This is a genomic window from Massilia sp. Bi118, from assembly GCF_918697865.1.
GTDB lineage: Bacteria > Pseudomonadota > Gammaproteobacteria > Burkholderiales > Burkholderiaceae_D > Telluria.
Genome location: NZ_CAKKMV010000001.1, coordinates 554,462 through 575,669 on the forward strand (window position 1 = coordinate 554,462; position 21,208 = coordinate 575,669).

17 protein-coding genes are annotated in these 21,208 nt (G+C 55.4%); 16 read left to right on the top strand and 1 reads right to left on the bottom strand.

The genetic code is table 11. The annotated features are described in order from the left end of the window. Positions 1-32: 32 nt before the first annotated feature. On the bottom strand, positions 33-1,193 hold the full coding sequence (locus LQV39_RS02480; protein WP_230020035.1) for a hypothetical protein: 1,161 nt from the start codon (positions 1,191-1,193) through the stop codon (positions 33-35). 315 nt (positions 1,194-1,508) lie between these two features. On the opposite strand from LQV39_RS02480, the gene LQV39_RS02485 reads away from it, so the two are divergent. From LQV39_RS02485 to rfbC, 16 genes are all read left to right on the top strand, one after another. After that, positions 1,509-3,899: an SLBB domain-containing protein gene (locus LQV39_RS02485; RefSeq protein ID WP_230020037.1), complete on the top strand. Its 2,391-nt coding sequence runs from the start codon at positions 1,509-1,511 to the stop codon at positions 3,897-3,899. A 42-nt stretch (positions 3,900-3,941) separates the two neighbouring features. Further along, positions 3,942-5,150, top strand: a complete 1,209-nt coding sequence (locus LQV39_RS02490; protein ID WP_230020044.1) for a Wzz/FepE/Etk N-terminal domain-containing protein — start codon at positions 3,942-3,944, stop codon at positions 5,148-5,150. Further along, positions 5,147-5,518 carry a capsular biosynthesis protein gene (locus tag LQV39_RS02495; RefSeq protein ID WP_230020046.1) on the top strand — a complete coding sequence of 124 codons (372 nt, stop codon included), beginning with the start codon at positions 5,147-5,149 and terminating at the stop codon, positions 5,516-5,518. The genes LQV39_RS02490 and LQV39_RS02495 overlap by 4 nt, the downstream gene beginning before the upstream one ends. Next, the gene (locus LQV39_RS02500; protein ID WP_230020048.1) at positions 5,515-7,080 is read left to right on the top strand and encodes a phosphotransferase; all 1,566 of its coding nucleotides are present in this window, start codon (positions 5,515-5,517) and stop codon (positions 7,078-7,080) included. The genes LQV39_RS02495 and LQV39_RS02500 overlap by 4 nt, the downstream gene beginning before the upstream one ends. A 15-nt stretch (positions 7,081-7,095) precedes the next feature. Then, the gene (locus LQV39_RS02505; protein ID WP_230020050.1) at positions 7,096-7,812 is read left to right on the top strand and encodes a capsular biosynthesis protein; all 717 of its coding nucleotides are present in this window, start codon (positions 7,096-7,098) and stop codon (positions 7,810-7,812) included. 92 nt (positions 7,813-7,904) lie between these two features. Further along, positions 7,905-8,912 (top strand): glycosyltransferase, encoded by a 1,008-nt coding sequence (locus LQV39_RS02510; RefSeq protein ID WP_230020056.1) that lies wholly within the window; start codon positions 7,905-7,907, stop codon positions 8,910-8,912. Further along, on the top strand, positions 8,909-10,156 hold the full coding sequence (locus LQV39_RS02515) for a hypothetical protein (protein ID WP_230020057.1): 1,248 nt from the start codon (positions 8,909-8,911) through the stop codon (positions 10,154-10,156). Before LQV39_RS02510 ends, LQV39_RS02515 begins: the two co-directional genes overlap by 4 nt. Continuing rightward, positions 10,149-11,393: a hypothetical protein gene (locus LQV39_RS02520; RefSeq protein WP_230020058.1), complete on the top strand. Its 1,245-nt coding sequence runs from the start codon at positions 10,149-10,151 to the stop codon at positions 11,391-11,393. The genes LQV39_RS02515 and LQV39_RS02520 overlap by 8 nt, the downstream gene beginning before the upstream one ends. Next, positions 11,378-12,358: a hypothetical protein gene (locus LQV39_RS02525; protein WP_230020059.1), complete on the top strand. Its 981-nt coding sequence runs from the start codon at positions 11,378-11,380 to the stop codon at positions 12,356-12,358. Before LQV39_RS02520 ends, LQV39_RS02525 begins: the two co-directional genes overlap by 16 nt. Positions 12,359-12,376: 18 nt before the next feature. Next, positions 12,377-13,516 (top strand): glycosyltransferase, encoded by a 1,140-nt coding sequence (locus tag LQV39_RS02530; RefSeq protein ID WP_230020065.1) that lies wholly within the window; start codon positions 12,377-12,379, stop codon positions 13,514-13,516. A 35-nt stretch (positions 13,517-13,551) separates the two neighbouring features. After that, on the top strand, positions 13,552-14,763 hold the full coding sequence (locus LQV39_RS02535) for a glycosyltransferase family 4 protein (RefSeq protein WP_230020067.1): 1,212 nt from the start codon (positions 13,552-13,554) through the stop codon (positions 14,761-14,763). A 47-nt stretch (positions 14,764-14,810) separates the two neighbouring features. Continuing rightward, a complete protein-coding gene (locus LQV39_RS02540) occupies positions 14,811-17,657 on the top strand; it encodes a YjbH domain-containing protein (protein WP_290368543.1) in 2,847 nt (948 codons plus the stop codon). A gap of 75 nt (positions 17,658-17,732) precedes the next feature. Beyond that, positions 17,733-18,791 carry a dTDP-glucose 4,6-dehydratase gene (gene rfbB, locus LQV39_RS02545; RefSeq protein WP_230020077.1) on the top strand — a complete coding sequence of 353 codons (1,059 nt, stop codon included), beginning with the start codon at positions 17,733-17,735 and terminating at the stop codon, positions 18,789-18,791. Then, the gene (gene rfbD, locus LQV39_RS02550; protein ID WP_230020079.1) at positions 18,792-19,697 is read left to right on the top strand and encodes a dTDP-4-dehydrorhamnose reductase; all 906 of its coding nucleotides are present in this window, start codon (positions 18,792-18,794) and stop codon (positions 19,695-19,697) included. Continuing rightward, the gene (gene rfbA / locus LQV39_RS02555) at positions 19,690-20,574 is read left to right on the top strand and encodes a glucose-1-phosphate thymidylyltransferase RfbA (RefSeq protein ID WP_230020080.1); all 885 of its coding nucleotides are present in this window, start codon (positions 19,690-19,692) and stop codon (positions 20,572-20,574) included. Before rfbD ends, rfbA begins: the two co-directional genes overlap by 8 nt. 16 nt (positions 20,575-20,590) lie before the next feature. After that, positions 20,591-21,142, top strand: a complete 552-nt coding sequence (gene rfbC, locus LQV39_RS02560; protein WP_230020082.1) for a dTDP-4-dehydrorhamnose 3,5-epimerase — start codon at positions 20,591-20,593, stop codon at positions 21,140-21,142. Positions 21,143-21,208: the final 66 nt, after the last annotated feature.

Consider the following 21,208-nt stretch of genomic DNA (forward strand, 5'->3'; position numbering starts at 1 on the left):
CCCGTCGTCCCCGCGAAGGCGGGGACCCAAGTTCAGTAAGCGGAGTTGAAAAAATCCCCGCTCACACTGTCGCCTCTCAAATCCACTTCCACCGGCCGAGAAACCCGACGCACCGCATCCGCCACCCGCAGCGTCCCATCCGGCTCATGCACCCGATACCAGAGAAAAGCCACCCCGGACAAACGCAGCTTCTGCCCCGTGAACAGCCCATCCTTCACGATCGTCATCCCCTCCAGTCGCAAATCGAAATCCAGCAGGAGCATGCCCTCGGTGCGCGCCGCATAGCCCAGGTAGCGCGCCGCATTGAACAGCGGACTGCGATCGCCGGTCTCGCCGGCCCTGAGCGAATCGATGAAGGCGTCGACCGTCTTCAGCAGCGCGCCCGCTCCCGAGGCCACCGCCGCCAGCTCGCGCTTCTCCTCGCCCTTGGCCGCATCCGCCAGGCGCTCCACGGCGCCGATCCGCTGCGCGAACTCGCCACGCTGCGCCGCCAGCGCACGCACGCGGGAGAGTAGCGAGGCGTACTGCTTGCCATCCAGCTCACCGAGGTAGCCGGCGCCCAGGCCCGCAAGCTTGTCCGGGCAGCCGTGCGCCAGTTGGGTCGTGAACAGGCTCCTGGCGCCATCGCCGTAGCCGATGCCTTGTACCGATACGTCGGTCTTGAACAGCGAAGACAGGTCGGCGCCGGCCTTCAGCGTGGCCGGCACCGCCGTGAGCAGGGTGAAGGCGATAGCGGCCGAGCTGCCTTTCGGCGTATGCGCTTCGATCACCTGCTGCAATTCCTTGTTCTGCTTCGCCAGGTCGTCCTTCAGGCGCTCGATGGCATCCGCCACCTGACGCGCGGCCAGGATGCCCTGGGCGGCGGCGGGTTCGTAGATGGTGGTTTTGCGGTCGGCGGGGAGGGCGGTGCAGACCTCGACCGCCAGCTCGCGCGCCAGGTCGAAGGCCTTGGCGAGGCCGGCGGCGCCGAACTGCTTCGTGTCGATATTTCCCTGCAGCGGCTTGAGGGAAGAGGGCGGCAGGCGGGCGAGAAGCTCTGCGCGTTCGGCCTCGGCGATGGCGGCGCGGGCTTCGGCGTCGCGCCGGGCGGCCAGCAGGTCTCCGCTCTCAGGTGCGCCGTAGGCCGTCTGTGAAATTGTCGCAATTACCAGGCAAATCGTTTGAAATATTTTTATATCAAATCGTCTATTCATATTAATTTGATTTCAACATATTTGATGTTCTGTTAATCGATTTGTGAATATGGTAATCGTTCACAATCTCACCAAAAATCACGCTGGTATTACATCGGCAAGATCAATCTACGCATAGATAAAGACGGCGCGTTTTGCGCTCTTGCTAATCCCCCATCGAAGGGGTATTGGACTGTGGCAGATATGCCGAATTTCACATCAATGGCGACGAATTGAGTAGAAACGGAGACAACAAAAGGGTTCCTATCCCCATTGCCCTCGGGTAAAATGGCAGGCTGTTTGAAACGCGTCCACGCCCCATTCCTCCCAAGACCAATGTTCAAGTTAAACAAGAGTTTTACAGCCGTCGCCCTAGCAGTGACTGCTTTTGCCGCTTCCGCCCAGGAGGCCAGCAAGGCCGACATGTTCGGCCAGGAAACGCCGTCGTCCGTCGGTGACTCGGCTCCTGCGCCCGCATCCGCCTCGCCTCGCAAGCTGACGATCACCAACACGGCGGCAGGCCTGGCAAGCGGTCAAGCTCAGGGGCAGGGTCGTGCGGCAGCGAATGGAATGAACCAGACCGGTCGCTTTGCGGTGCCGGCAAATGGCGCAAGGGAGGGAATGGATTCCCGCCAGCTCCCGAAGCAAATGGCCGAGCAAAATGCGCCATTGAGCGAATTCCAAAAATTCATCGCAGATAATACCGGCAGGGTATTGCCGATTTTCGGTTCCGAATTCTTCGCGAATGCACCGTCGACCTTTGCGCCTATCCTGAATTCCCCGGTCCCCAGCGATTATCCGCTGGGCCCTGGCGATGAATTGATGATCCGCGGCTGGGGCACCATCGATATCGATTTCCGCGCCACTGTCGACCGTAACGGCACGATCAATATCCCGACCATCGGTTCGGTGGTGCTGGCAGGCGTCAAGGCCGGCGAAGCGGAAAACGTGATCCGCAATGCCGTGGCGCGCCTGTACAAGGGCGTGACGGTCAGCGTCAATTTCGGGCAGCTGCGCGCGATCACCGTGTACGTCGTCGGCCAGGCCAGCCGTCCCGGCACCTACACCGTATCGAGCCTGTCGACCCTGGTCACGGCCCTGTTCGCAAGCGGCGGTCCGAACGCCAACGGCAGCATGCGCCGCGTGCAGGTCAAGCGCGGCGGCAAGGTCGCGGCGGAACTGGATCTGTATTCGTTCATCGCCAAGGGCGACAAGTCCGCCGACATCAAGCTGCTGGACGGCGATACCATCTACATCCCGCCGGCGGGCGGCTATGTGGCGCTGGTGGGCAAGGTCAACAGCCCGGCTATCTACGAACTGAAGAACAGCAGCGACAGCGTCGCCTCGCTGCTCGACGTCGCCGGCGGCCTGCCGGTGGTGGCCGATCCGCGCCGTGCCTACCTCGAGCGCATCGACCCGACCAAGAGCCATCCGCGCAGCGTGGAAGAGTTTGCGCTGAACACCGAAGGCCTGCAGCGTCCGCTGAAGAATGGCGACGTGCTCAACGTAACCTCGATCACCCCGGACTTCTCGAACGCCGTGATCCTGCGCGGTAACGTCGACCAGCCGGTGCGCGCGCCGTTCAAGCAGGGCATGCGCGTCAGCGATCTGATTCCTTCGCGTGAGTATCTGATTACGCGCGAATCGACCCGCCGTCAGAACAATGTGGTGGCGGCCGGCGACCTCGAAAAGGATACGACCGAAGATGCGGACAAGATCGCTGCGCGCATCGGTAACCTGATCGCCCCGATCAACTGGGATTACGCCGTCGTCGAGCGCGTGAACCGATCGGACCTGAGCGTCCAACTGGTTCCGTTCAATCTGGGCGCCGTGTTCACCAACCCGACCGGTCCGGACAACGTCCAGCTGCAGCCGGGTGACACCGTGACCATCTTCTCGCAGGAAGATGTGGCGGTGCCGATGGACAAGCGCCAGGTGTTCGTACGCGTCGAGGGCGAGGTCAAGGTGCCGGGCGTGTATCAGATGACTGCTGGCGATACGCTGCAGAGCCTGATCGCGAAGGCCGGCGGTCCGACCGGTAATGCCTACCTGTTTGGTACTGGCTTCTTCCGCGAAGAGGTGAAGAAAGAGCAACAGGCGAACCTGCAGCGTGCTGCGGATCGTCTGGAAGCGCAGGTCCGTAGTGAACAGTCAGCCCAAGCAGCGAATCTGGCGGCCCGGTCTCCAACCGACGCCGCTGCTACTGCTGCTCAGTTCGAAACCCAGCGCCGCCTTGCGGAAGAACGAATCGCTCGATTCCGCAAGCTGCAACCGACCGGCCGTATCGCTTTTGGCCTAGATCCGAACGAGCGCTCATTTGCGCGCCTGCCGCAAGTCACGCTGCAGAACGGCGACCGCCTCGTCGTGCCGTCGAAGCCGGCCTTCGTGCACGTGTTCGGTGCGGTTAACGTCGAAGCGTCGCCGCTGTGGAAGGCAAACAGCCGCGTTAAGGACTACTTAAAGCTGGCCGGTACGACCTCGGATGCTGATATTGACAATGCCTTCGTGCTGCGAGTGGACGGCACTGTGGTGTCGTCGGAATCGCAGGGCTGGTTCTTCGGCAAGATCGGTGGCCTCGAAGTTATGCCGGGCGATACGATTGTTGTGCCCGAGAAGCTGGACAAGCAGACTGCGTGGACGAAGTTCACTCAGGGTGCGCGCGAGTGGACGCAAATTTTGGCGAACTTCGGGCTCGGCGCTGCAGCGATCAAAACGCTACGTGATTAATGATCATCAAGAAAAGATTGAAAGACATAAAGCATGAGTAGCATGAGTAATTTTCCAGTCGCCGAAGGCGAAACATCCGATCGCTTAGAAGAGCAAGGCACGACATTGTTCGACGTTCTTGTTGCTTTAAGCCGGCACAAGCGAATGATTATTGTCATACCCCTAATTGTGGCAATCATTGCTGCCGCCGTCAGCTTCATGATTCCGAAAAGCTACAAAGCTTCGACTAATTTGTTGCCCCCGCAGCAAGCGCAGTCGAGTGCCTCTATGCTGCTCTCGCAATTAGGAAGTATCGCTGGGATGGCGGGAGGCATGGCCGGGATCAAGAATCCAAACGATTTGTATATCGGAATGCTGAAAAGCCGAACCATTGCAGACAAGTTGATCGAAAAGTACGACCTAAAAAAAGTCTACAGCACTGAGTCACAAGAACTTGCGCGAAAGAAGCTGGCCGAAAATACCAACATCAGTTCAGGCAAAGATGGACTGATCGTCATTGAGGCCGAAGACGAGAATCCAAAACTCGTCGCAAAGCTTGCAAACGGTTATGTAGATGAACTCTTTCAGCTGACCAAAAACCTGACTGTTACTGAGGCGTCCCAACGCAGGGCATTTTTCGAGCGTCAACTCGAGCACGCTAAGGACAACCTGGCAAATGCCGAGATGTCGCTTAAGGGATCGTTAGATACCGGTGGTGTAATTAGTGTCGATACTCAAAGCAGAGCAGTCTTGGAGACTGCAGCTCGCCTTAGGGCACAGATTTCAGCAAAGGAAATTCAGCTGAATTCGATGCGTCCTTTCGTGACCTCTAGTCACCCCGAATACAAACGGACTGAGCAGGAATTGTCGAGCTTACGAGACGAGTTGGCTAAACTTGAGCGTGGTACTGGCGGCGACACACACGAACTGGCAGCGGACAGCCGTACAAGTACTGGTGGACTAGGCAGCATAAAGCTTCTGCGTGACGTCAAGTATTACCAAATGCTGTATGAGTTGCTGGCGAAGCAATACGAAGTCGCAAGACTTGACGAGGCCAAAGAGCCATCAATGATACAAATTCTTGATCGCGCAGTGGATCCCGAGCGTCCCTTTAAGCCAAAGCGTCTAATTATTGTCTTCATCACGACGATGTTTGCATTCCTGCTGACTGTTGTTGCGGCGTTGTTGCTGGAAGCGAAGAGAAAATTGCTGGCCTCTCCTGCAGGTGCTGCAAGATGGACCGAAATCAAATCGAATCTGCGATCCAAATGAAACGATTAATAATAGATCTCGATGACACAATCTGCAAAACCGTGGCAGGAGACTACCGCAATGCAACTCCGATCGCCTCGGTCATAGAACAGATTCGAAATTACAAGCGCGACGGCTTCGAGATTGTCGTGAATACCAGTCGTAATATGCGTACATTCGAAGGCAATGTCGGAAAGATAGCGGCTCATGCGTTACCGATTATTATCGAATGGCTGAATCGCCACGAGGTTCCATTTGACGAAATCTACGTCGGAAAGCCATGGTGCGGGTTTGACGGATTTTATGTGGACGACAGGGCGGTTCGCCCCTCCGAATTCGCCAAATATAGTATCGAAGAGATTCATGAATTGCTGAGGCAAGAAAAGTGATTCTAATTGCCTCTGCAGCATACGTTAATGCCGAATTTCAGATAGAGTTCGGCAAGCTGCCACCTGCTTTATTGCCAATTGGGAATAGGCGTTTGTTTGAGTATCAAATCCAAACTCTACGTGCTAAGTTTCCAGGCGAAGAAATTTATCTGTCGTTGCCGGACTCGTACGTGCTCGGCTATAAAGACGCATATTTCCTCAAGCGAGAAAATGTATGCCTTTTACGAAGCGATGAGAACCTATCCCTTGCCGAAGGTATTGCTCAAGCTCTTGACCAGTCGGGATGTCGCGGACAGTCGTTACGGCTCCTGCATGGAGACACGTGGCTTCAGACGCTTCCGGAAATTAACGACTGCATAGGTATTGTCGAGACCAACGAAGACTATGTCTGGGAAGTCGAGGATCAGGACGCACATTCGGAATCGATCTGGTGCGGGTACTTCGCGTTTTCGGACTTGTTGACTTTCCATTCTCTGTTGAAAGAACCTGCGGCAAGATTTTCGTCTGCCGTTCGTAAATATGACGAGTTAAAAAATCTGCAACGTATTCATGTGGAAGGATGGCATGACTTCGGACATGTGAATACATACTTTCAAAGCCGTGCTCAACTAACGACTGAACGTGCCTTTAACGAACTCCGTATAACCGACGGATGCGTTCGTAAAATGGGCACGCCTTATGAGAAAATCGAGGCGGAATCCGTCTGGTTTGAGATGCTGCCCGCAAAATTGAAAGTATTCGCGCCACAATTAATCGATAGTGGCTTCGAATGTGGGCGGCCATTTTATATTCTCGAGTACTTGCCTCTCCCACCTCTTAATGAGGTCTTTGTTCACGGAAAGAATCCGACCTTTTATTGGGACAAGGTTTTCGGTCTCTGCTCGAACTTCTTGGAGCAATGCAGGCAAGTGCAGTTGCAGGAAGATCAGCTTGTGTCGATTCGGAAGGACGCATGTGAGTTGTTCACGAACAAGACATCGCAACGTCTTGATCGTTTTGTGAACGCCAGCGGACATCCTGGACTACATGTCCCGTCTGTTATCAATGGGATTTCAGTCCCTGGGCTCAAAACAATTGCCGAAGAGTGCCAGGAAGCATTGCGTCAACAGGATGTTCAAGCGGGACTTCTGCATGGTGACTTTTGCCTAAGTAATATCCTGTTCGATTCACGTAGCGACAGGATAAAAGTGATCGACCCGCGTGGGCTCAATGCCGAAGGCAAAAAGACACAGTTTGGCGATATTCGTTATGACCTTGCGAAGCTCTCTCACTCAATATTGGGACTTTACGATTTCATCATCGCTGGCGCGTTTGAGCTTGACTATAAGTTTTCTAAAGACGTATGTGAATTCGATCTTCGTATTCATGTTGATGAAAGAATTCAGGAGATTCAAAACGTTTTCCAATCGAGAACGTTTGCAGGTTGCCTGCGTTCTATTGATGTCATGCCACTGACGATATTGTTGTTCCTCTCGATGCTTCCACTGCACGACGACGATGTACGCCGCCAACACGCTTTGTTGGCTAACGCGTTGCGTCTCTATACAACATTTATTCGGTGAGCCAACTGGCCTAATATGATCATTATTCCTATGCTCGGCAGAAGCTCGAGGTTTTTCAACCACGGGTACGAACTGCCAAAATACCAGTTGCCGCTGGCGGGTGAGACGGTGTTCGCACAGTCTGTGCGCTCGTTCAGCGAGCAGTTTGCCTCTCAGCATTTTGTTTTTCTCGTCCGCAATGATTTTAATGCAAAGAAATTCGTTGCGAACCAGTTAATCGAACTCGGTTTGAGTGACTATAGAATCATCGAATTCTCACATGAGACTAAAGGTCAGGCCGATTCAGTTATGCAAGGAACTCGAGATTACCGCGGTTCGCAACCAGTTGTGATTTTCAATATCGACACAATCCGCCATGGTTTTCCTTGGCCGACAATAGACGAGCTCGGTGACGGGTTTCTAGAGGTTTTCAAGGCGCCGGGCGACGGTTGGTCATTCGTGGAGCCCGGTCATGATGGTATTGTTGTCAGAACGACCGAAAAAGACCGCGTTTCTGATTTGTGCAGTAACGGTATGTATGGCTTCGCGCGGCTCGAAGATTTTCGGAATGCTTATAACGACTATAACGAGCGCGGTCTTGAAGTGAATGGTGAGCAATATATCGCTCCTCTATATAACAACCTCATCGCTCGTGGCATGAATATAAGATACCGATTGATCGACAACGGACTCATCGATCATTGTGGGTTACCTGCTGACTACGAGCGCTTGAAAGCAAAGCTCGGTGATTGACGTTCCGATGTTCGCTGTCCCTAAAGCTAACCTAAGGTGTTGAGCCCCAATCTACCCGGTTAGATCGAGTACTTCGTTTATCCATCAAATAAATGCTTAATGTAATTGTAGTTGCCGATTTTCCGCTGGAGAAGACGGGTATCATGTCGAATGTGGTTGGTCTGCTTTCTCCTATAGGAGCAGCGGATTTTCGCCTTTATTCCGACCAGGCAATATCGGTTGGAACAATTAAAGCGGAACCAATGCCGACTTGCGAATTAAGCGGGCAGACCATTATTTTTACTCACCTTGAATATAAACGGCTGGCAGTTCTGGTCGCCGCAATTCCCCATGCGACGGTACATGTAGGTGACTGGCCCGGGATCTACTGGAACTCGGTGCTTAAAACGGGACGGTGGCTCAAAGGCATCGCAGCAATGCTTCGCTTCCGTTATCGGTTGGCGAAGTTGTCTTGCAAAACTAAACTCGTCTTTGTCTCACGCGAGGATACTGACGCTGCGATAGCAAATGGCTTCACAGACTCACATTATGTGCCGATTGGTATCAATCCGCCATCGGTACAACGTCGCGACACCATCAGTCTGGATCAGATCTGTTTTTCCGGTAACTTTCGTTATGAACCCAACCGTTTGGCCGCACTAGCACTCATTAAATGTCTCAAGAACGTTTCAGATGTTAAATTAGTCTTCGTCGGCTACTATGCGAACGATCTTCGCGAATACGATGACGGAATCGAGTTATTTGATAACGTACCCTCAGTGGTCGACTTCCTGGCCACTCGTCGTCCTGTTTATGTTTCTTTGATTTCCATAGGTGCCGGTGCGAAAAATAAGATCCTAGATGCTGCACTTGCGGGTTGCCCGATTATTTGTACAACCGCATCTCTCGATGCTTCGGTTCTCGATTTGCCTTCACTTAAGGTCATTTCGGACGACGGAGATGTCGAGAAAATGTACTTCGAAATCGTAAATAAGGCGGCCGAGTGGAACGAGACCACCGAACAGGTCGCGGAAGCCCTCGCGCGTACGCGGTCGTGGCCAGCGATTTCGAGTCTGATGTTTAGCAACGTTTGCGTTGTCAGCCAGCGCGACTCCAAATGATCCGGTTCGATACATACAAGCTTTACCTTCTAGGCCTGCTGATGGCCTTGTTGTACGGTTTTAGTCCCGCACTTTCGTCGTTGTTCTTCGACACCGATGTACCGGGACTAGGCATGTACACGATGTATTTTTCCCTGTGTTTGCTAGCGTTTTTCCTCGTTTGCTATCCAAGTGTTCGCTTCGTCGAATTTCGAATGGAAGTATCGCCGACGCGTCTGACAACTTGCTATGTAATTGCAGTCTTATCATACATCGGCGTCCAGATAGCGCATTACGGAGACTTCACGTCCGCGTTCGTAGTGTCGTATACAGATAGAACCGGTGTCGAGATCGATGGTCCGATCAAGTTCATTTTTTACCCGATAACGACACTGTTTATTGCGATTACGTTCGTCTATGCATTGCATCTATATACGGAGAAATCGGCGAGATCATGGTGGAAAGTTCTTTTGCTGGCAAGTTCAATGTTTCTGATTTCCGCACTGGGCAGTCGAAACATTCTTCTATGGTGTTTGTCAGGAGTATTGGCGCTGGTCATATCTCGCTTAAAATTCCGATATGTGTTCATGCTACCCATGGCCTTTTACTTATTTGCGGTGCTTTTCGCGTTCATCCGTAATACTGGCCTGCTTGCAGTCATATTGGGAACAGATGAGGTTTCAGAAGGCCTGAGCTGGGTCTATTTTGACCCAAATATTCACGAGTTCGGCAGTTCGTATCGTGCTTTTGAGCTTATCAGGTCAAATAGCTCAGCAATCGAAGAGTTGTCAAACGCACCTTATGGGCAAGTCTCATCGTTTTTCATCAATCAGCTCCCTTCTTTTCTAAAACCCGCAGATTTCATTAGTTTCACAGAATACATCTCGAAACTTTATGCTCCACCTGGAGAGGGAATCGGCAGTTCGCCCATGCTGGAGGCGCTAACGTCTAATGGCGCGTCTCTGTTTTTGTTAATTGGGCTGGCCGCTATGTTTTTTTGGCCGGCATACTACCTTCGGCGTGGACGAAGCATTTCGTTCACTGCACTTTCGCTTTCGATCGCATTGTTTTTTAACATTTGGCGAATCGGCTCTGCCGAGGTGTACAAGATGTATATTTCGTTTGTGGTCGTAATATTCGCAATTCAGCCAATTATTGGTCTACGTTTGACGCGTCTGGCCGGAGATGGGAAAAAAAGCCACGCTACGAAGCTTACAGTTCGAACCAAGGCAGGCATAGCAGATTCGTCGAGTATCCATGAGTAAGGTTGCAGCGTATAGTTGGCGTTGGTTTTCTGCCATAAGTTTTCTTAGTCAGTTTCTTCGTGTTCCAGTACTTTTGTCTGTAGCAAGTCACGCAGAATCGCTTACCTTATATTTTTTGGTGACCTTGGCGTCCATTCCATTCCAATTCTTGGCGTTAGAGGTTTTTCAATATCGCAAAAGAGGCAGCCCATACCATAAGCACGAACTGGGAATAATAGTGGTCGTCCTGGCTGTTACGCTCGTTCACATCTTGCTTGTTCACGGCATTGAAACCTTGGCTTGGTACCTCATATTCGGCATCTCGCTTTTGTTATACGGAACGGGTATCGGCAGAATAAGGTCACAAGGCGGCGCGCATCGCGTGCTTTTCGCAGAGGCGATAAGCGGTGCCGCAGGTACGGTCTCTATCGCGCTTGCAGCTGCGGTCGTGCCGGAACATTTGCTGTCGAAAGTTGTTTTATCGATCTTGGCGGCAACGAATTTTGTGATCTTCATATTGGTGAAGAACAAGAGTGCCCCTCTCGAAAAATCGCAGCTCGATTCAAACTTGGCTAGGCACGGGATTTTGCCTTTGACAGGAATCTTAATTAGCACACAGTTGGAGCGTCTGGTCCTCGGAACTATTGCTCCTACGTTTCTGACCGTTATTTCGCTCGCTGCAGGGCTGGTTCAGGCTTGGCGAAAGGTAGGAATGGATGATGCAATCGTATTCGAGTCCCTGTCACACACATCAAGTGAAAAACTCGGTAAAGCCATGTCATCCCAGCAAAGGAGGGGCTTCGCAGTATTTCTGCCACCTGTTTTGCTGTCGATAATTGGCTTTTACTCGGTGCCATATATTCATCCTTTCCTGCTCAAATTTGGGATACTAAAATCTCTCTCTGTAACTACTCTTCAGGCTGCGCCGATGCTTATGGCCTTATATATGGCATCACTTCCCGCCGGTATTGTGATGATCAATATGTTACGTGACGGTCGCATGCGTCCTAATATGATTGGCACTAGTTTCTTAATTGGCGTGATCGTCGTCGAAATTAGCCTGCTCGTCTTTTCCGGGGCGACCATTTTCGTAGAGTTGTCTCCTTGGCTGGTGGTTGGTTTAACAGCATCGTTAAATCTCATACTGTATAGATCCCTGTTTGCATCAGAAACAAGGGCGCTACGATATTTATACTGGTTAAATGTAATAATTTACTTCTTGGTCGTGTTATGGACAGTTCTTTGCTCCCACTATTGAACGTAGTTATCATCACCAATGGAAAGGGTGAAAATATTGACCGATGTATCGAGGAGTGGGTCACACGCGGTCAATTTGTATTAGGCGCCGACATTTATCTATGTGGCCCAAAAGATATTTTGCTCGAAAAGCGTGTTCCTGAATCGGCAATCATCGAATTCGATGACGAACCTGCACTCGGCAGAAGTTTTCGAATTAATGCCAAAAAGCATGCGGCGTGCAGCGCTTTAAAGTCTGAATACGTGTATCTCGTTCACGACAGGTTTGTTCCGTCGACTGACTTTAGAGAAATAGTGGAAGCTGCACTCGCTGATCGGGACGTAGATTTCGGGGCGGTTGACGTGTTGAATCAGGATGGAACTTTCGCTTTGGGAGAGCTTCGTCTACAGAAGCACTGCTTGGACTCAGAGCTCGACGAAGTCATGGAAGAGAAAGGACGTTTAATCGTTGTCGCAGACAGTGCAAGAGCTTCTGACCGTATTGCTGTAAACGGAGGACAATTCTTCCTTCGCCGGTCGCTCATGAAGTACTTGGTTGCACCCTTGCGGTGGGGCGAAATGGAAGATGATGTCTTTTCGTTTGACTTGCGAAACGAAAAAGGTGCTTGGATTAAGGGAGCCACCCTCGTAACGCTGGCCCACCGGATCCCACCTGTTGTGTATTCCGGATTCCGAATCGCGTCACGTTATGGACTGTACGCGGTCGGCTGCCAAATGGGTGCCTTACTGTTGAAACTGATTACACCTGGTATGCCAGTCACTTCCGTAGCTACTCGTACAGATAGGAAGAAGCTTGCCACTTACATCAGTACCGGTGTTGTATTAGTCGATCCATTCCACAAAAATTTCGCGAGCGATTACTTGCTTTCAACCGTCGAGAAGTTGTCGGTTCGCGCCAGACTTCAATCAGCTGGTCAGGCATGGGAACACATCGAACGTAAATGGTTTGGTTGGATATTAAAGTAATCGCCGCGCGCAGATACCATGAAAATTTTACACATCATAAGTGGGCTGGCTGACGGCGGTGCGGAAGCAATTCTTTTCCAACTTTGCCGCACGGATAGCGGAAACCAGCACTCGGTAATTTCGTTGGGTGGTCGCGGGAAATATTCGGAGTTGCTTGAGAACGAAGGAATCGGCGTCGAACATCTGGGGATGAGCGGATCCAGGATCTCGCTTGCAAACATTCGAGCTTTATACGACGCTGTGCGAAATTATCGTCCTGACGTCGTGCAGACGTGGATGTATCATGCCGATCTGCTGGGTGGTGTAATAGCGAGAGCGGCAGGGCGCGCGCCGGTATGCTGGGGTGTTCACAATTCTGCACTGGTGCCAGGTCAATCGAAGCGAGCGACAATTCTGATTTCTAAACTCAATGCGATTCTTTCACACGTGTTGCCTGCCAAGGTCATCTATTGCGCTGAAAAGGCTCGAAACGTTCACGAGGAATTGGGATATAGTCGCCGCCGCGCAAGGGTGATATACAACGGCTATGATTTGAATCGTTTTAAGCCAAACAACATCCAAAGGTCCGAATTGAGGACACAGTTTGGTTTCAAACCTGATGATTTTGTCATTGGCATGGTCGCTCGTTTTGATCCGATGAAGGACCACAAAAATTTCTGCTCTGCGGTCCAGCAGGTGATTGAAAGCGGTATCGATGTCAAAGTTGTCATGGCAGGAAGCGGAATTACGCAAGAAAACGACGAACTCGCACGGACATTGACTAGTAGCAATCTCAGCGGTAGAGTGTCGTTGTTGGGCCCACGCCCGGATGTAAACGCTTTGATGTGTGCATTCGATGTTTGTGTTCTGTCTAGTATCAAGGAAGCATTTCCAAATGTTCTTGCAGAAGCGATGGCGTGTGGGACCCCATGTATCAGTACAAATGTTGGCGATGCCGCAGCAATTGTAGGAGATACGGGCTGGGTGATCGCTGCCGAAGACCCATCCGCACTTCGTGAAGCGATCATCGCTTCAAAACGTGAATCGTCCAATCGTCACGCTTGGCGCATGCGTCAACAAGCCGCTAGGCTGCAAATCGAACAGAGATTCTCGCTGGAGAAAATGGTTGACGCGTACAGCTCGGCTTGGCGCGAAGCTATTGGCGCAACTCCAGATTAATTACACAAAATATCCAAAAAATATATCGACATATCATGGCGATTCAAGATAAGACAAATCCTGCGCCCATTCGCTTAGTTCACCTTCAGCTTTTGCCTCTCTTGTCGGGAGTTCAAAAAGTTACGTTGGACGAGTTTACGAAACTGGACGGGAAAAAATATGAGCCGATTCTTGTGTGTAAAGAGTCTGGTCCTCTCGTGGACGCTACAAACTCGCTAGGTGTCAAGTGCGAATATATTCCGAGCCTTGCTCGTGAAATTTCGCCAAAATCTGACTGGAAAGCGTTATTTGATTTGGTGAGGTGTTTCAAGCGCCTTCGCCCGGACGTAGTGCATACGCATTCTTCTAAAACCGGTATTCTCGGCCGCATTGCGGCCCGAATTGCAGGGGTCCCGAATGTTATCCACACTGTACATGGATTTGCTTTTCCTTTTGCGAAAAGCCGTTTTGTCCGATATTTCTATTTCATGGCGGAGTTTGTTGGCGGAATCTTAAGTAGCAAGGTAGTCGTCCTAAATGTCACCGATTACGACTATGCGATCAAGAATCTTAAGATACCCAAGCATAAAGTTCATCTGATTCCCAACGGCGTGAATATCGACGCGTTTGGAGTAAAGCAGGAAGTTCGCGAAGCGTATCGCAAGAATATATTGGGTAATCCTGGTCAAGACGCGATTTGTATCGGAATGGTCGGACGGTTGTGGGCGCAGAAAAACCCTATGTGTCTTGTCGAGGCTGCCAAAAAAGTATTCGAGGCGACAAATTTGCCGGTTAAGTTCTTTTTCGCCGGTGATGGTGAACTCAAAGACGAGGTGGAGAGTAAGATCAAGGAATACAAGCTTGACGGGAAGGTTCAAGTGCTCGGGTGGCGCTCGGATATCCCAGTACTTCTCTCAAGCATTGATGTGTTCGTTCTACCTTCGTTATGGGAGGGAATGCCACTAGCCATTCTGGAAGCGATGGCATCAAGTCTGCCGGTTGTCGTTTCTGATATCCCGGGAAATCATGATTTGGTCGATCATAATACTACGGGTCTGCTGTTCGAGGCTGACAATGCTAGCGATCTGTCAATTCAGCTTTTGAAACTGATCGAGGACAGCAGCTTGCGGCGACGATTGGCGTGTGCAGCGCGCATGAAAGTATCAAATGCATATTCGTTATCGCAGCGTCTGGCGAAAATTACTGAGCTATATGATGGATGTGAAAGTCTTGACGAGGTTGGCGAGCAACCTGGACTGTCTTATTAAACTGAATGGCATTCGCAGAGTTTATCTCGGCGCTTTGATTGGTCGTAGTGTTGAAATTATCTAAAATCCCATTCAAATATTCCTGGTACGGTTGCATTGTTTTTGGTGCTGTAAGCGCATACGCATCAACTCCAGCGCTACAAGGTCAGTCAGGGTATATCAATATGCCTAGCGCATGGGTGGAGGCTGACGGTACGGTTTCGACCGGGTACGGTTACGACCGTCCCTACGGCAGTGTATGGGTCTCTGCGACAGTGTTGCCATTCCTGCAGATGACAGGGCGTTACGTTTCGATCAACGGAATTCCCGGCTTCACTAACGTTAAAGGCCAGTACGGTAGCGCCTACGGCCGTTATAAAGATAAGGTCGTCGACGCCAAGCTACGCTTGCTGAGCCAATCCGACTGGCTGCCTGAGGTGTCGGTCGGCGCGACCGACCTGCTTGGTACAGAGTTGTTCAAGGGGCAGTATATCGTTGCTACCAAGACTTTCGGTAGCGCCAAAAACATCGAAGCCAGTATTGGCTATGGTAACAACCGCCCGTCCGGCGCATTCGGTGGCATTCGCTGGGCGCCGCTTTGGACACCTGGCTGGGCGCTTGTGGCGGAGTACGATGCCAATGATTATAAGAAGGATTTCCGAGCGGCCGAAACCGCCGCCGGGGACCGCAGCAAGGGCCCTTCGGTAGCCCTCGAATACCGCTGGGGCTGGCTGGGCGCCCAGGTTGCCCGCCACCGCGACCATTTCAGCGCCAACGCCTACCTCAGCATCCCGTTCTCGGAACGCGAATTCATTCCCAAGCTGTACGAGCCGGCGCCCTTCGATCCGAAGAAGGCGCCTGCGCGCGCCACGGCGGCCGAGTGGCAGCAGGACGGCAGCCGTGGTGCCGCGCTGGCTGCGGCCCTCGTCAAGCAGGATTTCAAGAACGTGCGCGTCGAACTCGACAGCAACGTCCTCAAGCTCACGCTGACTAACAACCGCATTTCGAACATGGGTCGCGCCATCGGCCGTGCGGCGCGCACTGCGCTCGCATTCGCGCCGGAAGGCACGCGCGCGATCCACATCACGTACACCAAGCTCGAACAGCCGATCGCCACCTACGAGTTCCAGGACCTGCCGCGTCTTACCGATTACCTGACCGGCTTAGTGAAGCGCGAGGACTTCCTGCAGACGGTGGCGGTGCGCTATGCGACGCCGGCGGACCGCATCGACGACCAGCAGGGGCTGCTCGCCGCGGCGCGCGAGGAAAGTAATGGCCTGGCGGTGCAGGTGGGGCAGGACGGCAACATCGTCCAGGTGGTGTCCGAAGACCGCGAAGCCAACCGCTTCAAGACGATTCCGAAGATTTCGTTCTTCTTCAACGATCCGAGCGGCGCGCTGCGCTACGAAGTCGCGGCCGCGACCAACTACGACCGGCGCCTGGGTCAGGGGACTTACCTGAACAGCGCCTTCAAGTTGAACATCCTGGAGAACGTCTCTGGCGTGACCCAGAAGTCCAACAGCTTGCTTCCGCATGTCCGCACGGATGTCGCCGAGTACAAGCGCGGCAGTCGCCTCAAGCTGAATCGCCTGCTGCTGAACCAGTACCTGACGCTCGACGAACGTCTATACGCTCGGGCCTCGGCTGGTTTCTACGAAGAGATGTACCGCGGCGTTGGCGGCCAGGTGCTGTACCTGCCGAAGGACAGCCGCTGGGCGGCCGACCTCAGCGTCGACGCGGTGCAGCAGCGCGGCTACAAAGGCTGGTTTGACAAGCTCGATTACAAGACCGTTACCGCGCTGGGTTCGTTGCACTACAAGCTCCCCTACGATATCACCGCGACCGCACGCGCAGGGCGCTTCCTGGCGCGCGACGAAGGCGTGCGCCTCGAGTTCAAGCGCCGCTTCCAGTCGGGCGTCGAAATCGGCGCCTGGTACACCAAGACCAATGGCAAGGACATTACCAACCCCGGCACTCCGGCCAACCCTTACAATGACAAGGGCGTGTTCCTTTCGGTCCCGCTGAACATCATGCTGCCGATGGATTCGCAGGCAAATGCCGGCATTGGCCTGTCGCCATGGACCCGCGACGTCGGCCAGATGGTCGCCAGCCCCGGCGACCTGTACGACCTGTTCGAGCAGCCGCGCCGCGACCTGACGACCTACGATGGCCTCGGCAATTTTGCCGAGCGCCGCGACGAGCAGAACCTGCCGGCGGTGAACCCGCCAGTGCGGCCGATGCCGAACATGTGGCCGCTCTTCCGTTATCGCGTCGAGCAATCGTTCTCGAACACGCCGACCCTGCCGCAGTGGGCCAACGGCACCATCCTGGGCGGCGGCGCCATCTTGGCCGGCGCGCTGCTGGACAAGCCGGTCGACCGCTTCATGCAAAGGCATGCCGGCTCGCGCATCGCGCGCGCTTGGGACAACGTGGGCAAGGGCATGCCGGTGCTGCTGGCCGGCGCCGCTGCCGGCGCGGTCGCGTTTGGCGATGCGCGCGCCCAGAACATGGGCATCATCTCGCTCGAATCGATTGCCGGCGCAGCCGCCGTGTCGATCGCCACCAAGCGCATCGTCGGCCGCGCGCGTCCGAGCGAGGGTCTGGACCAGTGGAGCAGGACGGCTGACCGTTCGAACGCGTCCTTCCCGTCGAACCACAGCACGGTCGCCTTCGCGGCGGTGACGCCCTTCGCGCAGGAGTACGACGCGCCATGGCTGTATGGTCTGGCCGCCGCCAGCTCGATGGGCCGCGCCGCGGGCCGCCAGCACTGGGTGTCCGACGTGGTCGCCGGCGGCGTGCTCGGTTATGCGATGGGCAGCTGGCTGTGGCAGAGCCAGCGCAGCAACACGGGTTCGAGCTTTGCCGTCGCGCCGGGGCCGAAGTCGATCAGCATGGCCTGGAGCGGCAGCTACTAAGCGGCCAGGTTCGGAGAGCGCCGCCGTGGCGCGTACAATACCGCCCATGTACGCGCACACAGGAGCTCTCTTTCCATGATCTTGACGACCGGCGGCGCTGGCTTCATCGGCAGTAACTTCGTGCTGGACTGGCTCGCCGGCGCCGGGGAGCCGGTGCTCAACCTGGACCGGCTCACCTATGCCGGCAACCTCGAGAACCTGGCCAGCCTGCGCGGCGATGCCCGCCATGTCTTCGTGCAGGGCGATATCGGCGACGCCGCGCTGGTCGCCAGGCTGCTGGCGGAACACCGGCCGCGCGCAGTCGTCAACTTCGCGGCCGAAAGCCATGTCGACCGCAGCATCCACGACCCGGAAGACTTCATCCAGACCAACATCGTCGGCACCTTCCGCCTGCTGGAAGCGGTGCGCGCGTACTGGAGCGGTCTGCCGGCGCCGGAGCGGGCGGCCTTCCGCTTCCTGCACGTCTCGACCGACGAGGTCTATGGTTCGCTGGGCAAGGAAGATCCCGCCTTCAGCGAGTCGAACCGCTACGAACCGAACAGCCCTTACTCGGCCAGCAAGGCCGCCAGCGACCACCTGGTGCGCGCCTGGCATCACACCTACGGCCTGCCGGTGCTGACCACGAACTGCTCGAACAACTACGGGCCCTATCACTTCCCGGAAAAGCTGATCCCGCTGTGTATCCACAATGCGCTGGCCGGCAAGCCCTTGCCGATCTACGGCGACGGCCAGCAGCGGCGCGACTGGCTGTACGTCGGCGACCATTGCGCGGCGATCCGCCGCGTGCTGGAGGCGGGGCGGCCGGGCGAGGTCTATAACGTCGGCGGCTGGAACGAAATGGCGAATCTCGAGGTCGTGACGACGCTCTGCGCTATGCTCGACGCCATGCGTCCGCGCGCGGATGGCCGCTCCTACCGTGAGCAGATCGGCTTCGTCGCCGACCGTCCCGGCCACGACCGCCGCTATGCGATCGACGCCGGCAAGCTGGAACGCGAGCTGGGCTGGAAACCGCAGGAGACCTTCGAGAGCGGCATCCGCAAGACGGTGCGCTGGTATCTCGACCACCAGGACTGGGTGAACAACGTGACCAGCGGCGCCTACCGCGACTGGGTCGGCAAGCACTACGGAGATTGAATGAAGATCCTGTTGACGGGGAAGGACGGGCAGGTCGGCTTTGAGCTGGTGCGCGCGCTGGCGCTGCTGGGCGAGCTCCATGCCGTCGGCCGTGCCGACTGCGACCTGCTCGATGCCGATGCGCTGCGCGCGCTGGTGCGCCGCGTCGCGCCCGGCATCATCGTCAACCCGGCTGCCTGGACCGCCGTCGACAAGGCCGAGTCCGAGCCTGAGCGGGCCTTTGCCGTCAACGCCCGCGCGCCCGGCATCCTGGGCGAAGAAGCTGCACGGCTCGGGGCGCTGGTCGTCCACTACTCGACCGACTACGTGTTCGACGGCGCCGGAACAAGACCCTGGACGGAGAGCGATACGCCGGCGCCGCAGAGCGTGTACGGCAGCAGCAAGCTGGCCGGCGAACGCGCACTGGCCGAGGTCTGTCCGCGCCACCTGATCCTGCGCACCAGCTGGGTGCTGGGCGTCCACGGCGGGAATTTTGCCAAGACCATGCTGCGGCTGGCGGCGGAGCGCGAGCGCCTGAGCGTGGTCGACGACCAGTTCGGCGCACCGACCGCAGCAAGCCTGCTGGCCGACCTGACGGCCCATCTGGTCCGCCAGTACGCGCGCGAGGGGGCGGAAGCTTTTCCATACGGGACCTATCACGTCGCGGCGGCGGGCGAGACCAGCTGGTACGATTACGCGCGCTTCGTGCTCGATGCCGCGCAGCGGGCCGGCATGCTGCTGCGGGCAGGGCCCGACGACGTGCTGCCGGTGCACACGGCGGCGTATCCGGCCGCGGCCAGGCGTCCTGCCAATTCGCGGCTCGACACCAGCCTGTTCCGCCGCAGCTTCGGCCTGCGGCTGCCGCCCTGGCAGGACGGCGTACACGAGGTATTGCGGCACCTTCTCCGGAGAGACAACGATGCTTGATCCCCAACGCAAAGGCCTTATCCTGGCCGGCGGCACCGGCACCCGGCTGTATCCCGCGACCCAGGCGGTCAGCAAGCAGCTGATGCCGGTCTATGACAAGCCGATGGTGTATTACCCGCTCAGCACCCTGATGCTGAGCGGGATCCGCGACGTCCTCCTGATCAGCACACCCCAGGACGCCGCACGCTTCAGTGAACTGCTGGGCGACGGCAGCAAGTGGGGCATGAACATCCAGTACGCGGTACAGCCGACGCCGGACGGGCTGGCGCAGGCCTTCATCATCGGCCGCGATTTCATCGGCAACGATCCGTGCGCGCTGGTCCTGGGCGATAACATCTTCTATGGCCACGAGCTGGCGACCCATTTAAAGCGCGCCAACGCGCAGGTCGATGGCGCCACCGTGTTCGCCTACCACGTGCACGATCCGGAGCGCTACGGCGTGGTCGAATTCGATGACCAGCGCCGCGTGGTCAGCATCGAGGAAAAGCCGAAGGCGCCGAGGTCGAACTATGCGCTGACCGGGCTCTACTTCTATGACAAGAACGTGTGCAGCATCGCCGCCGACATCAAGCCGTCCGCGCGCGGCGAACTCGAGATCACGGACGTCATCCAACCCTATCTGGAGCAGGGCAACCTGAACGTCGAGATCATGGGACGCGGCCTGGCCTGGCTCGATACCGGCACCCATGACAGCCTGCTGGAGGCGGCCAGTTTCATCGCGACCCTGCAGAAGCGCCAGGGGCTGCAGGTCTGCTGCCCGGAAGAGATCGCGTATCGCCAGGGCTGGATCGGCGATGCCGAACTCGAACGGCTGGCGTCCCCTCTATCGAAAAACTCCTACGGCGACTATTTATTAAAGCTGCTGAAATCTTCCTGAAACCTGCTATCGAAACATGCCTTATACCGTAACACCCACTGCGATCCCCGATGTGCTGCTGCTGGAGCCCAAAGTCTTCAGCGACGATCGCGGTTATTTTTTTGAGAGCTTCAACGCACGCGATTTCCGCGCGGCGACCGGGCTGGAGATCGATTTTGTGCAGGACAACCACAGCCTGTCCGAGAAGGGCGTGCTGCGCGGTCTGCACTACCAGATCCGGCACCCGCAGGGCAAGTTGATGAGGGTGGTGCAGGGCAGCGTGTTCGACGTTGCGGTCGATCTGCGGAAGTCCTTGCCCACCTTCGGCCGCTGGGTGGGTGCGCTGCTCAGCGCAGATAATCGCCGGCAGATGTGGATTCCACCCGGCTTCGCGCATGGCTTCCTGGCCCTGAGCGACACGGCCGAGGTGCTCTACAAGATCACCGATTTCTGGTATCCCGAGCATGAACGCACGCTGTTGTGGAACGACCCGAGCCTGGCGATCGAGTGGCCGCTGGACGGCGCGCCCCGGCTGGCCCCCAAGGACGTAGACGGGAAGCTGTTCGGGGAAGTAGAAGTGTTCGAGTAAAAAAAATCGGCTGCCCTTGAGCAGCCGATTTCCTTGCAACCAGGCGCACGAGGCGCCCACGCACCG